14 protein-coding genes are annotated in these 14,148 nt (G+C 62.9%); 7 read left to right on the top strand and 7 right to left on the bottom strand.

Going from position 1 to position 14,148, the window contains the following annotated elements; all coding sequences use genetic code 11:
* Nucleotides 1-45: 45 nt before the first annotated feature.
* The 7 genes from AC1D34_RS06010 to AC1D34_RS05980 all read right to left on the bottom strand — a co-directional run bounded on the left by AC1D34_RS06010 (nt 46) and on the right by AC1D34_RS05980 (nt 5,343).
* Nucleotides 46-876 carry an ABC transporter substrate-binding protein gene (locus AC1D34_RS06010; protein WP_441487808.1) on the bottom strand — a complete coding sequence of 277 codons (831 nt, stop codon included), beginning with the start codon at nt 874-876 and terminating at the stop codon, nt 46-48.
* A gap of 20 nt (nt 877-896) precedes the next feature.
* A complete protein-coding gene (locus tag AC1D34_RS06005) occupies nt 897-1,661 on the bottom strand; it encodes an amino acid ABC transporter ATP-binding protein (RefSeq protein WP_476823737.1) in 765 nt (254 codons plus the stop codon).
* A gap of 10 nt (nt 1,662-1,671) precedes the next feature.
* Nucleotides 1,672-2,574, bottom strand: a complete 903-nt coding sequence (locus tag AC1D34_RS06000; protein WP_476823736.1) for an amino acid ABC transporter permease — start codon at nt 2,572-2,574, stop codon at nt 1,672-1,674.
* Nucleotides 2,575-2,728: 154 nt separating this feature from the next.
* On the bottom strand, nt 2,729-3,634 hold the full coding sequence (locus tag AC1D34_RS05995; protein ID WP_476823735.1) for a patatin-like phospholipase family protein: 906 nt from the start codon (nt 3,632-3,634) through the stop codon (nt 2,729-2,731).
* 73 nt (nt 3,635-3,707) lie between these two features.
* Nucleotides 3,708-4,028 (bottom strand): cupredoxin domain-containing protein, encoded by a 321-nt coding sequence (locus AC1D34_RS05990; RefSeq protein ID WP_441487812.1) that lies wholly within the window; start codon nt 4,026-4,028, stop codon nt 3,708-3,710.
* A gap of 10 nt (nt 4,029-4,038) precedes the next feature.
* A complete protein-coding gene (locus tag AC1D34_RS05985) occupies nt 4,039-4,563 on the bottom strand; it encodes a DUF4142 domain-containing protein (RefSeq protein ID WP_441487813.1) in 525 nt (174 codons plus the stop codon).
* Nucleotides 4,564-4,647: 84 nt separating this feature from the next.
* Nucleotides 4,648-5,343 (bottom strand): RNA polymerase sigma factor, encoded by a 696-nt coding sequence (locus AC1D34_RS05980; RefSeq protein WP_441487814.1) that lies wholly within the window; start codon nt 5,341-5,343, stop codon nt 4,648-4,650.
* 413 nt (nt 5,344-5,756) lie between these two features.
* Between AC1D34_RS05980 and AC1D34_RS05975 the strand changes: the two genes are divergently transcribed.
* The 7 genes from AC1D34_RS05975 (at nt 5,757) to AC1D34_RS05945 (ending at nt 13,965) form a co-directional block, all read left to right on the top strand.
* The gene (locus AC1D34_RS05975; protein ID WP_441487815.1) at nt 5,757-7,346 is read left to right on the top strand and encodes an ABC transporter substrate-binding protein; all 1,590 of its coding nucleotides are present in this window, start codon (nt 5,757-5,759) and stop codon (nt 7,344-7,346) included.
* A gap of 73 nt (nt 7,347-7,419) precedes the next feature.
* On the top strand, nt 7,420-9,030 hold the full coding sequence (locus AC1D34_RS05970) for an ABC transporter substrate-binding protein (RefSeq protein WP_441487816.1): 1,611 nt from the start codon (nt 7,420-7,422) through the stop codon (nt 9,028-9,030).
* 66 nt (nt 9,031-9,096) lie between these two features.
* Entirely contained in the window at nt 9,097-9,921 is an 825-nt protein-coding gene (locus AC1D34_RS05965) for a M55 family metallopeptidase (RefSeq protein ID WP_476823734.1), read from the top strand.
* Nucleotides 9,922-9,989: 68 nt separating this feature from the next.
* Nucleotides 9,990-11,000, top strand: coding sequence for an ABC transporter permease subunit (locus AC1D34_RS05960; protein ID WP_069879020.1), 1,011 nt, complete (start codon nt 9,990-9,992; stop codon nt 10,998-11,000).
* 48 nt (nt 11,001-11,048) lie between these two features.
* Nucleotides 11,049-11,960: an ABC transporter permease subunit gene (locus AC1D34_RS05955; protein ID WP_441487818.1), complete on the top strand. Its 912-nt coding sequence runs from the start codon at nt 11,049-11,051 to the stop codon at nt 11,958-11,960.
* A gap of 2 nt (nt 11,961-11,962) precedes the next feature.
* Nucleotides 11,963-12,988, top strand: a complete 1,026-nt coding sequence (locus tag AC1D34_RS05950; protein WP_441487819.1) for an ABC transporter ATP-binding protein — start codon at nt 11,963-11,965, stop codon at nt 12,986-12,988.
* Nucleotides 12,985-13,965, top strand: a complete 981-nt coding sequence (locus AC1D34_RS05945) for a peptide ABC transporter ATP-binding protein (protein ID WP_441487820.1) — start codon at nt 12,985-12,987, stop codon at nt 13,963-13,965. Before AC1D34_RS05950 ends, AC1D34_RS05945 begins: the two co-directional genes overlap by 4 nt.
* Nucleotides 13,966-14,148 lie beyond the last annotated feature (183 nt).

Genomic DNA, 14,148 nt, shown 5'->3' with positions numbered 1-14,148 from the left:
AAAGGGGCGGCAGGCGCCGCCCCTTTGCGTGTCACCTATTGGGTGTCACTTGGCGCTGTTGATCTTGATCTCGCTCATACCGTTCCGGGCGAGGCCGTATTTGTCCAGGATTTTGGCATAGGTGCCGTTCTTCACCAGCCTGTCGAGCGCATCCTTGATGGCATCGCGCAGTGCCGGCTTCGTCTTCAGCACCGGCAGACCGGTGATCTCCTCGGTCAAGGGTTCGCCGAGCAGGACATAGGTGTTCGGCTCCATTGCCTGGAAATAGGGCAGGGTCTCATTGCCCTGCACGGAGGCGTCGATGCGCTGGGTCTTGAGCTGGTTGCGCGCGTCGACCGAGCCTTCGGTGCCGACCACGGTGATCGCAGGCGCTCCCTTGGACTCGCAGTTTGCGGTGCTCCATTCGGCGATGCGCTGCGGGTTGTTGGTGCTGCGGCTGGCGCCGACCTTCTTGCCGCACAGATCGGCCGGGGTCTTGATCTTGGCTGCCTGCTGGGCGCCCGTATAGAACTGGGTGCCGGAGCGCATATAGTCGACGAAGTCGACAATCTCGCGCCGCGGAACGGTGTCGCTCATCCCGGCGAGAGCGGTGTCGACGCGCTCCGTCTGGAGCGAGGGGAGCATCTGGGCGAAGGCGATTTCCTGCCACTCGACCTTGACGCCGAGCTCTGCGGCAATGGCCTCGCCGAGGTCGATGTCGAAGCCGGTCAGCTTGCTCGTGGCGGGATCCTTGTAGGTGATCGGCGGATAGTTCGGCATCGTCGCGATGACGAGCTTGCCGGCCTGCTTGACCTTCGCGAGCGAGTCGTCGGCATGGGCGGCTGAGCAGGCGAGCAGCGCTGCCAACCCGGCGCCAAGGGCAATTGATCTCTTCATGGGGCTTTCCTCCTGCTCGGTCACTTCAGGACCGCTTTGATAAAGTTCTGTGTCCGGGGATGCTGCGGATCGACGAGGATGGCGCCGGGGGCACCTCGTTCGACGATGGCGCCCTGATCCATGAAGACGACATGGTCGGCGACCTCGCGGGCGAAGGCGAGCTCATGCGTCACCACGATCATGGTCATTCCGGAGCGGGCCAGATCGCGCATAACGTTCAGGACTTCACCCACCAGTTCGGGGTCGAGCGCCGATGTCGGTTCGTCGAAAAGCAGCAGCTTCGGCTGGATTGCCAGCGCGCGGGCAATCGCGACGCGCTGCTGCTGGCCGCCGGAGAGTTCACTGGGATAGTTGAAACGCTTATCGGCGAGACCGACCCGCTCAAGCAGCGTCCCTGCTTCCTTCTCGACCTCGCGCCGCGGCCTGCCCTGGACCTTGATCGGCCCTAGCATCACGTTTTGCAGTGCCGTCAGATGCGCGAAGAGGTTGAAGCGCTGGAAGACCATGCCGGTCATCAGCCTTTGCCGGGCAACCTCCTTGTCGGCGAGCTCCAGCAGGTGCTGTTTGGTGCGATGATAGCCGATGAGCTCGCCGTCGATGACGATCGCACCGGAATCGGGGCGCTCAAGCTGGTTGATGCAGCGCAGGAGCGTGCTCTTGCCCGAGCCCGAGGGGCCGATGATGCAGGTCACCTCGCCGCGCGAGACCGCGAGCGAGACGTCCTTCAGTGCTGCGAATGTTCCGAAGACCTTGTTGACGCCGGCGGCGCGGACCATCTCGTTCATGATGGCCACCTCACGCCGACGCGGCCGGAGCGGGCACCCCGTTGCGCCGGGTATAACCMTTGGAGAAATAGCGCTCGATGAAGTGCTGGCCGATCTGGAGCAAGGTCACGACCGCGAGATACCAGCACGCGGTGACGATCAGGAGCTCGATGACGCGGCCATTCGCGTAATAGACGTCCTGTGAGTTGCGCAGGACTTCGCTATAGCCGATCACGCTGGCGATCGAGGTCAGCTTGACCATGCTGATGACCTCGTTGCCGACCGGCGGCACGATGACCCGCATCGCCTGCGGCAGCACGATGTAGAACAGCGTCGCCAGCGGCGTCATGCCGATGCTCTTGCTCGCCTCGACCTGGCCCGTATCGACCGAGAGAATGCCGCCGCGCACGACCTCCGCCGTGTAGGCGCCCTGATTCAGGCCGAGCCCAAGCAGCGTCGCGACGAAGGGTGTCATCACGTCGACCATGCGGGCTTCGAAGAGTCCGGGGATCGAGATGGTGGGGAAGACCAGAGCGAGGTTGAACCAGAGCAGAAGCTGGAGCAGCAGCGGCGTGCCGCGAAAGAACCAGATATAGGCGACCGCGCAGCGGCTGATCACGGGATTGGGCGACATGTACATGATCGCGAAGATCACGCCGAGCACGATGCCCAGCGCCATCGCGCACAAGGTCATCCAGATCGTGTTGAGAAGGCCGAAGAGGATGGCCGGGGCCGTGAAGAACTGGCCAACGATCTTCCATTCGATCTGGCCCTCGGAGAAGGCCTTGGCGATGAAGGCCAGGGCGACGACGATCAGGGCGACGCCGACGACGCGGCCGTAATGACGTCTGCGGATCGTGGRAAGCGCCGCGACCTCCAGGATCTCATCGCCGTAAATCGCGCCCTTCCGGCAAACAACCCTGTCGGCAGCCATTCATCCCCCCGATCTTCCCGATCGTTGCGGGAGCCATAACAGGCGGTAGATGGACTGTAAATTCCAAATCAAATATTTTTGTCTAATCTGAGGCATGGGTGGCAAGCGCGCTGCCTCGCGCTTGACGCGCTAGGATTCTTCGAGAGGAGCGGCCTCAATGAGAGGGCACGCTGCCGCATTCACCCTGTGATCCCGAGTGCTTGTGTGTGCTCAAATGGGCAAGAGCGCCCGGTCGGTCGAGGCCTCCGTCGGCAATCCAGGCGTCGGTGCTCTTCGCCGCCCGTTCGATCAGCTCGCTGGTCATCGAGAAATCATAGGGCGATCCGGCGAGTGGGCAGAGCGGCGGCAGGACGAAGAAATCGATGCTGTCGTCGAGCCCTTGCAGCTCGCTGAAAAGTTGCCGCACGATCAGCAGCGTCAAGGCATGCAGCGCGCTTGCGACGGCCCCGACCGGTGGCTTGTCGAGAGCACAGGCGTAGCCGGTGGGGAGAACGATCAGGCGCTTGGCGCCGCATGCGATTGCGACCTTGACCGGCGTGTTGCTCGATATCGCGCCATCGGCGAGATAGAGGCCGTTGAACCGTACCGGCGCGAAGGCTGCCGGTATCGCCACGCTCGCAATGATGGCCTGCGCAGCCGAGCCCTCCGAAAGCACGACCGTCTCGCCCGAGAGAATGTCGGTCGTGACGACATGCATCGGGATCTTTGCGTCCTCCAGATTGGCGTAGGAGAGATTGTGCTCAACAAGCTGATGCAACGCATCCGAGGCGATAAGGAAGTCCCGCCGGTACAGGAAGCCGAGCATCGTGCGCCAGCTCAACGGGAACACGTCGCGCCGGCGCAGTCCGCGCCAGATCGTCTCCAGTCGTTGGACACCTTCAAGCGTGGGGTTGGCCGCGTAATAGGCGCCATTCAGCGCTCCGACGCTTGAACCAACGACCATATCGGCTGCAATGCCTCGGCTCGCGAGCGATCGCAGCATGCCGACCTGGATGGCGCCGAAACTGCCACCTCCCGCAAGGACGAAGGCGGTTGCTGGTCGGGCAGCAGCGCTGGACATGGGCAGAGCCCCTTCGGATCTCGCGGTCGTGGCGCCGGATGCTGTCGCGACCGCGAAGCCAGGATGTCGGCGACTATGGCGCCGACACCGTGATGCGGCCCTTCATGTTGGGGTGGAAGCGGCAGTAATACTCGACCGTTTCCACCTTCTGCAGGACCAGACTCGCCGATTTCTTCGGCTGGATCATCACGTCCATCCCGCCGTTCACGGTCGCGGTGTGGGCGAGAATGTCCTTGTTGAGCCACTCGACGGTGTCCCCGACCTTCACGGTGATCTCCGCAGGCGAAAACACCAGCCGGTCGATCCCGACCTGAATGGTTTCCGCCTGTGCCGGAACAGCGCCCAGAGTCAGCGACAGTCCGGCAATGGCCCAGAGGCGCCGCTTCAACGACATGATCTTGTCCTCACTGGAGTTCGGCTGCGACATGTGCGGCGTGCTGCTCGTGGCCCTGGAAAATCTTCAGGCCGGTTTCGAGCAGGCCCTTCAGCTCGGTGTTGCTTGCCGAGGGGATCAGCAGTGTCTGGAGCGCGCCGTTCACCTGCTTGTGGTAGGCCACTTCGTTATCGACATAGGCCTTGTCGAAGGCTGCGCCCTGGAGTTTCGAGAGCTTGCTCCGCTCCGCTGTCGCGGCCTGAGACAAGGCGCGGCTGGTATCGTTGTCTTCAGGGCTGACCTTCAGCTTCTTCACCAGGTCGAGCGCCTGCTTGTTCACCGCTTCATGGTCTCGAACCATGTCATGGGCAAAGGCTACGACGGTCTTGTTCTTGGATTTCGCGATTGCTTGCTTTGCCGCCTCGACGTCGATCGTGCCGGCGGTATAGGCGATGTGCGCGATCTGCGGATCGGTCGGCGTGTCGGCGGCTTGCGCCAAGGACATCGCACCGAGAAGGCCAAGTGCGGCCAATGCCGTGTTCTGTCGAATGATCATGGAGCCTCCTTCGCCTGCTTGCTGAATTGCTTCRGGCCTTGCCATTCATTGGATGCTGCGAGGTCGAAAACGTTCCCGGATAAGTCAGGGAAGGCCGAGCCGCTTCATCACCGCGTCGGTCAGGCGCTCGCAGCGCCGGCCGGCAAATGGAAAGGCGTCGAGCAGGACGGGACCGATCTGTTCGTCCAGCTGCTTGCGCAGGAGATGCCTGGCCCGATGCAGACGGGTCTTGACGGTCTCGGTCCGCAAATCAAGCAGCACTGCCGTTTCTTCGACACTCAGGCCTTCGATGACCCTGGCGATGAAGACCGAGCGATAGGCATCGGGGAGATTGTCGGTTGCCCGCTCGACAAGGTGAAGGATCTGTCGTTGCGCCATGGCCCGCTCTGGATCGTCACAACTCGTGTTGCAAGGAAACTGAATGATCTGCGCGGCGGCGCCGCCCCGGTCGCTGGATCGCGCGAGTTCCGCCTCTTTCCGGTTCTTGCGCAGACGCCCGAGCGCTTCGTTGATGACGATGCGGGACAACCAGGTGGCAAGCGTGGAGTCGCCGCGAAAACTCTCGAGATGGGTAAAGGCGCGGAGATAGGCCTCCTGCACGACGTCTTCGGCTTCGCTATCATTGCGGACGACTCCGCGGGCGAGACGGTAGAGCCGCTGATTATGCGTCCGCATGATCGTGCGGAATGCATCGCCGTCGCGCGCGAGCGCCCGGCGCGCCAGATCGAGGTCGTTGAGCACCGAGATAGAGTCGAGCGCATCTCTTCGAACCTGCGGCATGGGCGATCTCCTCCCTCTGTAAGAGATGGAAAGCGACGGAAAAGGTTCCCAGAAAAACAGATACGCGCCGGCGGGATCTGCGCTGGCGGCGGCAGTGGTCCGCGAAGCTGATCCTGCCCAGCATAGGCCTGGTGAGCATGCGACGGCCACCGCAGCGAGGCCGCTCATCCATTGCGAAAGCAGGGCCGGGACTGGCCGGTTTATGCGGTGGCGAGGCCGTCCCGGGCTCAGGTCCGATCGGCGTTCATAACCCCAGAAAATCAGCTACCCACTCTCTGCGCATTCCAATAGGTTCAGCCTCAATCGGGACCAACTTCCGTTCGGGCCGACGATCCTGCCGCGGGCAGGGCGGGTTCGGCGGAACTGGGCGCGGACCAATCCGGCCCGAGGGTCATTAAGTGGGAGAGCTGACCATGAAAAAAATCCTGTTCGCCACGCTGTCGGCGGCTGCCCTGATGGCGGCGGGACCGCTGTCAGCCAAGACGTTGATCTATTGTTCGGAAGGTAGTCCCGAGAACTTCGCTCCGAGCATCAACACGACAGGCACGTCGTTCGATGCCAATACCCAGATTTACGACACTATCGTCCAGTTCGAACGCGGCGGGACCAAGGTCCTCCCCGCTCTGGCCGAGAAATGGACGGTTTCGGACGATGGGCTGGTTTACACATTCAACCTGCGCAAGGGCGTGAAGTGGCATAATACCCGTGCCTTCAAGCCGACGCGCGACTTCAATGCCGACGACTTCATCTTCATGATCGACCGGCAGTGGAAAGAAGATAATCCCTATTACAAAGTCACCAGCTCGAATCATTCCTATTTCAACGACATGGGCATGCCCAAGTTGCTGAAGTCGGTCGAGAAGGTCGATGACTACACCGTCAAGATCACGCTGAACAACCCTGAGGCGCCTTTCCTGTCAGACCTCGCGATGCAATATGCCAGCATCCAGTCGAAGGAATATGCCGATGCGATGCTGAAGGCCGGCACGCCCGAGAAGATCGATCAGGATCCGATCGGAACCGGGCCGTTCTCGCTGGTGCAGTATCAGAAGGACGCGATCATCCGGTACAAGGCGTTCCCGGAATACTGGGCCGGCAAGGCCAAGATCGACGACCTGATCTTCGCCATCACGCCGGATGCCTCGGTCCGCTGGGCCAAGCTTCAGAAGGGCGAATGCCATGTCATGCCCTATCCCAACCCGGCCGATCTGGACGCGATGAAGAAGGACGCCAATGTCCAGATCCTGGAGCAGCCGGGCCTGAACATCGGCTATCTCGCCTACAACACCACCAAGAAGCCGTTCGACGACGTCAAGGTGCGCCATGCCGTCAACATGGCGATCAACAAGAAGGCGATCATCGACGCCGTCTATCTGAGCAGCGGCATCGCGGCGATCAATCCGATTCCGCCCTCGATGTGGTCCTACAACGAGACCGTGAAGGACGATCCCTTCGATCCCGAGGCCGCCAAGAAGGCGCTTGCCGAGGCGGGTTATCCGAACGGCTTCGAGATGGACCTCTGGGCCATGCCGGTGCAGCGGCCGTACAACCCCAACGCCAAGCGCATCGCGGAGCTGATGCAGGCGGATCTCGCCAAGGTCGGCATCAAGGCCGAGATCAAGACCTTCGAGTGGGGCGAGTACCGCAAGCGCCTGCAGGCGGGCGAGCATCAGGCCGGCATGTTCGGCTGGACCGGCGACAATGGCGATCCGGACAACTTCCTGCACACGCTGCTGGGTTGCGATGCGTCGAAGAACAATGGCGGCAACGTCGCGAAGTTCTGCTACCAGCCCTTCGAGGACATCGTGCAGAAGGCCAAGAAGATTACCGATACGGCGCAGCGCACCGAGCTCTATCGCCAGGCCCAGGTGATCTTCAAGGAGCAGGCGCCCTGGTTCACCATCGCGCATGCGGTGCAACTGAAGCCTGTCCGCAAGGAAGTGAAGGACTTCAAGCTATCCCCGTTCAGCAGGCATACCTTCTATGGCGTTGACATCAATTGAGGCCCCGCCCCGACTGATGCATTGATTGGAGCGCGGCCGAGAGGCCGCGCCCTTTTTACTTCGGGAGAGCGTCATGAAGATTAGACATTTCGCAGCGGCGGCTGCCGTTGCGTTAGCTTTACAGGCTGGCGCGGTCGCGGCTCAAACGCTCGTCGTCTGCTCAGAGGCGAGTCCCGACTTCCTCAATCCGCAGTTCTCTTCGCAGAACACGGCTTACGACGTGGCGGCCCAGATCTATGATCGCCTGGTCGCCACCGAGCGCGGCGGTTCCCAGATCATTCCGAGCCTGGCCGAATCCTGGACCATTTCCGAGGATGGGCTGACCTATACGTTCAAGCTGCGCAGCGGGGTGAAATGGCACGCGAACAAGGCGTTCACGCCGACACGCGGCTTTACGGCCGATGACGTGGTCTTTTCGTTCCAGCGCATGTTCGACGAGAACCATCCCTACCATAAGGTCGGCAGCACCAATTATCAGTTCTTCAACGAGATCGTCCGGCCCAGCCTGAAGGCGGTCGAGAAGGTCGATGACCAGACCGTCCGGCTCATCCTGTCACGGCCCTACGCACCCTTGCTCAGCGCGCTTTCGGTCGAGCCCATGTCGATCCTGTCGGCGGAATATGGCGATGCGATGCTGAAGGCGAGCACGCCCGAGCAGGTCAACCAGGCGCCGATCGGTACCGGCCCATTCTCGTTGCTGGCCTACCAGAAGGACGCCACGATCCGCTTTCGCGCGGTGCCCGACCATTGGACCAAGGCGGCCGGAAACCGGGATCGCATGGCGCTGGTCAACGACCTGATCTTCGTGATCACGCCGGATGCCTCGGTGCGGTTCGCCAAGGTGAAATCGGGCGAATGCCAGATCGCGCGCTATCCGAATCCCGGCGACCTGCCGGCGATGCGGGCCGATCCCAATCTGACGATGCTCTCCGGCAGCATTGCCGATCAGAGCTTCCTCGCCTTCAACCAGCAGAAGAAGCCCTTTGACGACAAGCGGGTGCGCGAGGCACTGGTCTATGCGACCAACATCCCTGCGATCATCGATGCAGTCTATCAGGGCACCGGCAAGCAGACAGCCGCGATCGTCCCGCCATCGCTCTGGTCGCATCACGAAGGCCTGAAGCCGCGCCCCTATGATCCGGAGAAGGCCAAGGCCCTGCTCGCCGAGGCGGGCCTGCCGAACGGCTTCAAGACCACGCTCTGGGCCATTCCCGTCGTTCGCGCCTATATGCCGAACGGACGCCGTGCGGCCGAGCTGATTCAGGCGGACTGGGCGAAGATCGGCGTCCAGGCCGAGATCCAGAGTTTCGAATGGGGTGAGTATCTCAAGCGCGGCCGCGCCGGCGACCATGAGGTCGGCATGTTCGGCTACACCTGGGACTATCCGGATCCGAGCCAGATCCTGCTGTCAGGCTGGCATTGCGATGGCGTGAAAACCGGTGCCAACCGTGCCCGCTGGTGCAACAAGGAATTCTCCGACCTCCTGACCAAGGCCAATACGATCACGGATCAGGGCGAGCGCACCAAGATGTTCCTGCGCATGCAGGAGATTTTCCAGGAAGATGTCGGGGGTCTGCTCTTTGCAAACGCGCAGGCCTTCACGCCGGTGCGCAAGGATGTGAAAGACTACAAGATCCATTTCTTCGGCGGCCAGCCCTTTACCGGTGTATCGCTGGCGAAATGACGTTGACATTCGGGCGCGGAGAGGCGAACCGCGCCCGAATACAATTGGTGGCGGGGGCGCAGTATCATGCGGATCTATATTTCGGCGGATATCGAGGGCATCGCCGGTGTCGTGACGCGCGAGCACACGCGCCCCGAAGGGTTTGAGTATCAGTCGGCGCGCATCTGGATGACCGACAGCGTCGCCGCCGCCGCCAACGCCGCCTTCGCGGCTGGGGCGAGCGAGGTTGTCATCAGCGACAGCCATGGCAACGCGCAGAACCTGCTGCTGGACCGCCTGCCCAAGGCACTCCAGGTCGTCCGATCCTGGCCGCGCCCGCTCTCGATGATGCAGGGCATGGAGTCGGGCGAGTATGCCGGCGCGCTTTTCATCGGCTACCACGCTGGCGCCACCAACCCGGACGGCATCCTGGCGCACACCTTTCGCAGCGCTTCGCTGCGCGAGGTTCGCGTCAATGGCGTCTCGGCCCCGGAAGCGATGATCAATGCCGCGATCGCCGGGCATTTCGGCACGCCCGTGCTGCTGGTCAGCGGCGATGATGWCTGCATCGAGGAGACCAGGGCGCTCCTGCCCGATATCGAGGCCGTCACGGTCAAATGGGCGCATAGCCGCCTCTCGGCGCGCACCTTGATGCCGGAGGCCTCGTACGAGCTGATTGCCGAGGGCGTGCAGCGCGCCATCGCACGCCGGGCGGGGATCGTCCCCTATCGGCTGCCGGGCCCGATCACGCTGGAACTCAGCTTCCTCTATCGGCAGCCGGTCGAGTACCTCGTCATGCTGAAGGGCATCGAGCGCCTCGACGCGTTCACGGTGCGCTACATCGCCGACGATATCCTCGATTTGCAGCGTTTCCTGGTCTTCGCATTAGGATATAGTTCTAATTTGCAATAGCAGGACGAAACATCCCGTTCGCGGTCCATGCTTCAGGCCGCCGGTACCCCGACAAGACTGGCTCATCCATGCTGCGTTTCATCCTGACCCGCGTCAGCCTGGTGATTCCGACCTTCATCGGCATCACGCTGCTCGCCTTTTTCCTGATCCGGCTGGTCCCGGGCGATCCGATCGAAACCATGGCCGGCGAGCGTGGCATCGATCCGGCCCGCCACGAGCTTCTGCGCAAGGAGTTCGGCTTCGACAAGCCGGTTCTGACGCAATACGGCATCTATATCAGCCGTGTCCTGCAGGGTGATCTCGGCAAGTCGATCGTGACACGCGAAAGCGTCATCTCGGAATTCTCGGCGCTGTTCCCGGCGACGATCGAGCTTGCGCTGTGCGCGATCTTCCTGGCGCTGGCGATCGGCCTGCCGGCTGGCATCCTGGCTGCGGTCAAACGCAACTCGATCTTCGATCACGGYGTCATGGGACTGTCCCTGACCGGCTATTCCATGCCGATCTTCTGGTGGGGCCTGCTGCTGATCCTGCTGTTCTCCGTGCAGCTCGGTATCACGCCGGTCTCCGGCCGCATCGCTGTGCAGTATTATATCGAGCCGGTAACCGGCTTCCTGACGATCGACAGCCTGCTGGCGGGCGATTTCGGCGCCTTCAAGTCGGCGCTGTCGCATCTCGTCCTGCCGGCGATCGTCCTGGGTACGGTCCCGCTTGCGGTCATTGCCCGGATGACGCGCTCCGCCATGCTTGAAGTGCTCGGTGAGGACTATATCCGCACGGCACGCGCCAAAGGCATGGCGCCTCTCAGGGTCATTGCGCTGCACGCGCTGCGCAATGCGCTCATTCCGGTGGTGACGGTCATTGGTCTGCAGGTCGGCGTGCTGTTTACCGGCGCGATTCTGACCGAGACGATCTTCTCCTGGCCGGGAGTCGGCAAATGGCTGATCGAGGCGATCAGCCGGCGCGACTATCCGGTCCTGCAGGGGGGCACCCTGTTAATCGGCGTCGTCGTCATGAGCGTCAACCTCCTGGTCGATCTGCTTTACGGCCTGATCAATCCACGCATCAGACATGCGCGCTGAAGGACCTGTGATCGTGACATGGCTGATTTCTTCGCGGGACGCTGACAGATGACTGCCGAAACGCTTGAAGCACCCTCCGCTGCCGTGCCGGCTGGCACGCCGCCGCATCCGCTGCGCGAGTTCTGGAGCTATTTCAGCGCCAATCGCGGCGCGGTTGCCGGGCTCGTCGTCATCGTGGCGGTGTTGCTGATGGCGGTGTTCGCCGATGTCCTCTCGCCACACTCGCCCTATCTCACCAACAATGCCGTCTTCCTCAAGCCACCCTTCTGGCAGGAGGGCGGCTCGCTGGCCTATCCGCTCGGCACCGACGCGATCGGCCGCGATATCCTGTCCCGACTGCTTCATGGCGCGCGTCTCTCACTGGTGATCGGCATCGTGGTCGTTGCCATCGCCATGGCGGCAGGCATCGCGCTCGGCCTGGTTGCCGGCTTCTTCAAGGGCATCACCGAAATCGTCATCATGCGGCTGATGGACATCGTCCTGACGATGCCGAGCCTGCTGCTCGCCATCGTCATCGTCGCGATCCTCGGGCCGGGCCTGATGAACGCGATGCTGGCGGTCGCCATCGTGGTGCTGCCGCACTATGTCCGCATCACGCGTGCGGCGGTGATTGGCGAAACCTCCAAGGACTATGTCATCGCAGCCCGCGTCAGCGGTGCCGGCACGCTACGCCTGATGTTCAAGGAAGTGCTGCCGAATTGCGCCGCCCCTCTGATCGTCCAGGCGACGCTCGGCGTCTCCACCGCGATCCTCGACGCGGCGGCGCTCGGCTTCCTCGGCCTTGGCGCCCAGCCGCCGACGCCCGAATGGGGCACGATGCTGGCCGATGCGCGTGAATTCGTGCTGCGCGCCTGGTGGGTCGTCACCTTGCCGGGCCTGATGATCCTGATCACCGTGCTGGCGTTCAATCTGCTCGGTGATGGCCTTCGCGATGCCCTCGATCCCAAACTGAAGCGCTGACCATGCCGCTGCTCGAAGTTGAGAATCTGAGTGTCGAGTTCCCGACCTCTACGGGGGTGATGCGGGCGGTCGACGGTGTCAGCCTGTCGCTCGAGGAAGGAGAGATCCTCGGGGTGGTCGGCGAGTCCGGTTCAGGCAAGAGCGTCACCATGCTCGCGCTGATGGGACTTGTCGCATATCCCGGCCGAATCAAGGCCGACCGACTCGCCTTTGCCGGGCGCGACCTGCTCAAGATCTCCGATCGGGAGCGCCGGAAGCTCACCGGCAAGGATGTCGCGATGATCTTCCAGGAGCCGAGCACCAGCCTCAATCCCTGCTTCACCATCGGCTTCCAGCTGGCCGAGACGCTGAAGGCGCATGAGGGGATGGATAGCAAGGCGGCGCGCAGGCGCAGCATCGAGCTGCTCGAACAGGTTGGAATCCCTGCGCCGGAAAGCCGCCTCAAGGCCTTCCCGCATCAATTGTCCGGCGGCATGAACCAGCGCGTCATGATTGCCATGGCGATCGCGTGCAACCCCCGGCTGCTGATCGCCGACGAGCCGACGACGGCGCTCGACGTCACCATCCAGGCGCAGATCCTCGATCTCCTGATGTCGCTGCAGAAGGAGCGCGGCATGGCGCTCGTCCTGATCACTCATAATATGGGCGTGGTCGCGGAGACTGCGCAGCGCATCATGGTGATGTATGCCGGGCAGGTGATGGAGGAGCGCAATGTGGCGTCCCTCTTCGCGGCCCCCCAGCATCCCTATTCCGCAGCACTTCTTGCCGCCCTGCCGGAGCGCAGCGAAGGCGAGCACCGGCTCGCGACGATTCCCGGCATGGTTCCCGGCCCGCATGACCGCCCGCAGGGGTGCCTGTTCAGCCCGCGCTGCGCCTATGCCACGGATCATTCGCGCCTTGTGCGCCCGGATCTCCGGCCCTGGCAGGGAGGGCAGATCCGCTGCCACTACCCGCTCGGCGATCCGGAGCGGGAGAAGGCCAGAGCGGCGGGTGGCATTCACCCCGTGACGGTGGAGAGCACATCGTGAGCACTCCCATCGTCACAGCGCGCGAGCTGACACAGGTCTATTCGGTCAATCGCGGCTTCCTCCGCGCGCCGGCCCAGTTGCAGGCGGTCACCGGCGTGTCCTTCTCCGTGGAAGCCGGCAAGACGCTCGCCGTCGTCGGCGAATCCGGTTGCGGGAAGTCGACGCTCGCCCGCATGGCGACGCTGATCGAGAAGCCGACTTCGGGCGCGTTGATGCTCGACGGTCTTGACGCCGTCACGCCTCCTCCGGGCGAAGCCAAGCGCCTGCGGCGAACCGTGCAACTCGTCTTCCAGAACCCCTATGGCTCTTTGAACCCGCGCAAGAAGATCGGCGCGATCCTGGAAGAACCACTTCTGATCAATACCGCGCTGACGAAGGCGGAGCGGACAGAGCGGGCGCGGGCGATGATGGCCAAGGTCGGCCTGCGTCCGGAGCACTACAACCGTTATCCGCATCAGTTCTCGGGGGGGCAGCGCCAGCGCATCGCGATCGCGCGCGCGCTCATCCTCTCGCCGAAGCTGCTGGTGGCCGACGAGCCGGTCTCGGCGCTCGACGTCTCGATCCAGGCCCAGGTGCTCAATCTGCTGGCCGACCTTCAGGATGAGCTCAAGCTCGCCTATCTCTTCATTTCGCATGATCTCGGCGTCGTGCGTCACATCGCACATGACGTGATGGTCATGTATCTCGGTCACGCCATCGAGCATGGCCCGAAGCATGCGATCTTCGCTCGGCCCTTGCATCCCTATACACAGGCGCTGCTGGCCTCGACGCCAAGCGTGGCGGCAGGAAAGCGCGAACGCATCGTGCTGCGCGGCGAGCTGCCGTCGCCGCTCGATCCGCCGAAGGGCTGCGTGTTCTCGACCCGCTGCCCCTATGTGACCGATCTCTGCCGGGCCGAGCGCCCGGTGGCGCGCCAGCTGGATGAGCGGCTCGTCGCTTGCCATTACGCGGAACGCTTCCTGGCCGAGGCGGCCTGAGCTGCAAGCGCGAGCAGTCGCGGTCGACTTCGATCGACCGCGACAGTGTTGGGACGTGGTTTTTGTTGAAGATCGGGGGGCGGCCGCGTCAGGGCTGATTGCCTGCGTTCGCCGCGATGGCCTGCCTTACGCCACCATTGATCTGGTCCAGTGGCCGGTCGCGAATGTCCTTCGCCCAGCCGT

The organism is Allobosea sp. P1_A7, assembly GCF_056406775.1.
Note: the sequence above shows the minus strand (reverse complement) of the source record. Positions and strands in the feature narration are given on the sequence as shown.

What these genes read in the sequence shown, in the direction of transcription:
- AC1D34_RS05975 (WP_441487815.1), top strand. Translation starts at nt 5,757, where the DNA reads ATGAAAAAAATCCTGTTCGCCACGCTGTCGGCGGCTGCCCTGATGGCG.
- AC1D34_RS05950 (WP_441487819.1), top strand. Translation starts at nt 11,963, where the DNA reads ATGCCGCTGCTCGAAGTTGAGAATCTGAGTGTCGAGTTCCCGACCTCT.
- AC1D34_RS05985 (WP_441487813.1), bottom strand. Translation starts at nt 4,563, where the DNA reads ATGATCATTCGACAGAACACGGCATTGGCCGCACTTGGCCTTCTCGGT.
- AC1D34_RS05990 (WP_441487812.1), bottom strand. Translation starts at nt 4,028, where the DNA reads ATGTCGTTGAAGCGGCGCCTCTGGGCCATTGCCGGACTGTCGCTGACT.
- AC1D34_RS05970 (WP_441487816.1), top strand. Translation starts at nt 7,420, where the DNA reads ATGAAGATTAGACATTTCGCAGCGGCGGCTGCCGTTGCGTTAGCTTTA.
- AC1D34_RS06010 (WP_441487808.1), bottom strand. Translation starts at nt 876, where the DNA reads ATGAAGAGATCAATTGCCCTTGGCGCCGGGTTGGCAGCGCTGCTCGCC.
- AC1D34_RS05955 (WP_441487818.1), top strand. Translation starts at nt 11,049, where the DNA reads ATGACTGCCGAAACGCTTGAAGCACCCTCCGCTGCCGTGCCGGCTGGC.
- AC1D34_RS05995 (WP_476823735.1), bottom strand. Translation starts at nt 3,634, where the DNA reads ATGTCCAGCGCTGCTGCCCGACCAGCAACCGCCTTCGTCCTTGCGGGA.
- AC1D34_RS05980 (WP_441487814.1), bottom strand. Translation starts at nt 5,343, where the DNA reads ATGCCGCAGGTTCGAAGAGATGCGCTCGACTCTATCTCGGTGCTCAAC.
- AC1D34_RS06005 (WP_476823737.1), bottom strand. Translation starts at nt 1,661, where the DNA reads ATGAACGAGATGGTCCGCGCCGCCGGCGTCAACAAGGTCTTCGGAACA.